This is a genomic window from Polaromonas sp., assembly GCF_016185115.1.
GTDB lineage: Bacteria > Pseudomonadota > Gammaproteobacteria > Burkholderiales > Burkholderiaceae_C > Polaromonas.
In genome coordinates this window covers 1-2368 of record NZ_JACPOF010000012.1, presented here as the reverse complement: position 1 = coordinate 2368, position 2368 = coordinate 1, and the positions used below count along the sequence as shown (strand labels likewise).

Here is a 2368-nt window from a genome sequence, read left to right as displayed (position 1 = left end):
GGGCGTGTCCGAATTTTTGTGTAAACGGTTCGGACTTCAGTTGACGGAGATGCGGTCTCCGAACTGAATGGTAAAGCGGGTCAGCGCAGCCTTCCAATCCCGGATGGGCATGGTCCACTTCTGGCTGATGTTGCGCAGGGCCAAGTAGAACAGCTTGCTCAGCGCCTCATCGCTGGGGAATGAGCCCCGGTTCTTGGTCAGCTTCCTCAGGCCCATGTTCACCGACTCGATGGCGTTGGTGGTGTAGATGACCTTGCGGATTTCCGGCGGGTAGTCAAAGAACGGGATGAGTCGGCTCCAGTTCCTGCGCCACGACTGGCCAATGGGCAGGTACTCGGCATCCCAGCGCTCCTCGAATTCCCCGAGCATCAGCTCGGCCTCCTCGGCGGTGGCGGCCGTGTAGATGCGGCGCAGGTCGGCGGCCACCTCCTTTCTTCGCTTCCAGGACACGTAGTTCAGGCTGTGGCGCACCATGTGCACGATGCACAGCTGCACCACCGCCTTGGGGAACACCGCCTCGATGGCTTGCGGGAAACCTTTGAGCCCATCCACACAGGCAATGAAGATGTCCTGCACGCCCCGGTTGCGCAATTCGGTGACGACCTGCAGCCAGAACTTGGCGCCCTCGGTTTGCGCCAGCCACAGGCCCAGCACCTCCTTGTCGCCCGTCATGGTGATGCCAATGGCCAGGTACACCGCCTTGACCCGCACAGCACCTTCTCGCACCTTCACATGGATGCAGTCCAGATAGACGATGGGATAGATGGGCTCCAGCGGTCGTGTCTGCCAAGCCTTGACCTCATCGGCCACAGCATCGGTCACCGAGGAAATCAGGCTGGGCGAGATCTCGGTGCCGTACATCTCCTGCAAGTGGGCCTGTATCTCGCGCACCGTCAGGCCACGGGCGTATAGCGAGATGATTTTGTCGTCGAAGCCGGCCCAGCGGGTCTGGTGCTTGGGGATGAGCTGGGGCTCGAAGCTGCCATGGCGGTCGCGTGGCACCTCGATGGGCAACTCGCCAAACTCCCCCTTGAGGGTCTTCTTGCTCTTGCCGTTTCGGGTGTTGCCGGCGGGGTTGGCCACCGCTTCGTTGCGTTCATGGCCCAGGTGCTCAGTCAGCTCGGCGTCCAAGTTCAGGCTTCTTGTAGTTGGCCAGCAGGCCAGACAGCAGTTCTTCGGGTACGTCGTGTTTCTTGGTGTTCATTGTGCTTACCGACAGGCCGGCTTGCGCCGGCGGTGGATTGTCCGTTTACACAAAATTCTGTACACCCTCTAGGGTTCCAGACCATCTCGCAGGGCGAGACCACAACTTGCCAGCAGAGCTCTCCCAGCGTCGGCAGTCAAGGGATCAACGACATGAGTCACAGTGCCCCGGCCGCGCTCTCTAAGCCAGTCCAAAGAGGCCACTCCTCCGGACAACATGCTCAAGCGTTGCTGTTCAACAGTGACAGATCGGAAGCATTGAGCCATCGCCATTGGCCGGGGGCCAAATCCGCAGGCAAATCCATGCTTCCAATGCGAGAGCGATGTAGCCCATCCACCCTATTGCCAACCGCTGCAATCATCCGCTTGACCTGGTGGTACTTGCCCTCAGTCAGCGTCATATCCAAGCGATGGGAACCCACAATGGAGCAGTTTGCAGCACGCACCGGCGTGGGATCATCGTCCAGCACAACCCCCGCCAACAATTTCGACACCTGTGTCTCGTCCACCGGGTGTTTGGTCGTCACTTGGTAAACCTTCGGAACATGCTTCTTGGGCGAACTCAAGCGATGAATGAATTGCCCGTCATCGCTCAATAGCAACATACCCGTTGTGTCCTGATCAAGGCGCCCCACCGCCTGCACTCCTTGAACCGCACTCTTCGTGGGCCGCTGACGCAACGGCGGAGGCAGAAGCGTATAGATGCTGGGGTACGTAGAAGGCTTCTGAGAACACTCCGTGCCGGCGGGTTTGTGAAGCAGCACGTAGGCTTTGGCGTGGAACGGCCAATCCACACCCTGTACACGTAACAGCAGTCCTTCGGGCTCATAGCCTGCGGTAGCCTCCGTGCAGAGCACGTACTCAGCATTGGGCGAAGATGCCTCACGCACCGAGACCCATCCCTGCTGAATCAGGCCCGCGCAAACACGACGCGTACCAAAACCTTGGGAATACAGGATGTCTTGTAGTTGCATGGTCAATACCCTGGAGGGTCAGCTAGAAGGGATGATTTTTGTGCGCCTGGAAAGCAAAAAACCCCAGTCATATCTGACTGGGGTTTTCTGGGCTGTAAGAGCCTGACGATGACCTACTTTCACACGGGAACCCGCACTATCATCGGCGCAAAGTCGTTTCACTGTCCTGTTCGGGATGGGAAGGAGTGGGA

Annotated in this window: 1 protein-coding gene, 1 rRNA gene and 1 pseudogene; all 3 read right to left on the bottom strand. The window is 58.9% G+C overall.

Going from position 1 to position 2368, the window contains the following annotated elements:
* Positions 1-36: 36 nt before the first annotated feature.
* Positions 37-1204: pseudogene (locus HYX42_RS06320) on the bottom strand (IS256 family transposase).
* Positions 1205-1424: 220 nt separating this feature from the next.
* Positions 1425-2177, bottom strand: a complete 753-nt coding sequence (locus HYX42_RS06315) for a 16S rRNA pseudouridine(516) synthase (protein WP_108498271.1) — start codon at positions 2175-2177, stop codon at positions 1425-1427.
* Between the two features lie 100 nt (positions 2178-2277).
* Positions 2278-2368: ribosomal RNA gene (gene rrf / locus HYX42_RS06310) — 5S ribosomal RNA — on the bottom strand; the annotation flags it as partial.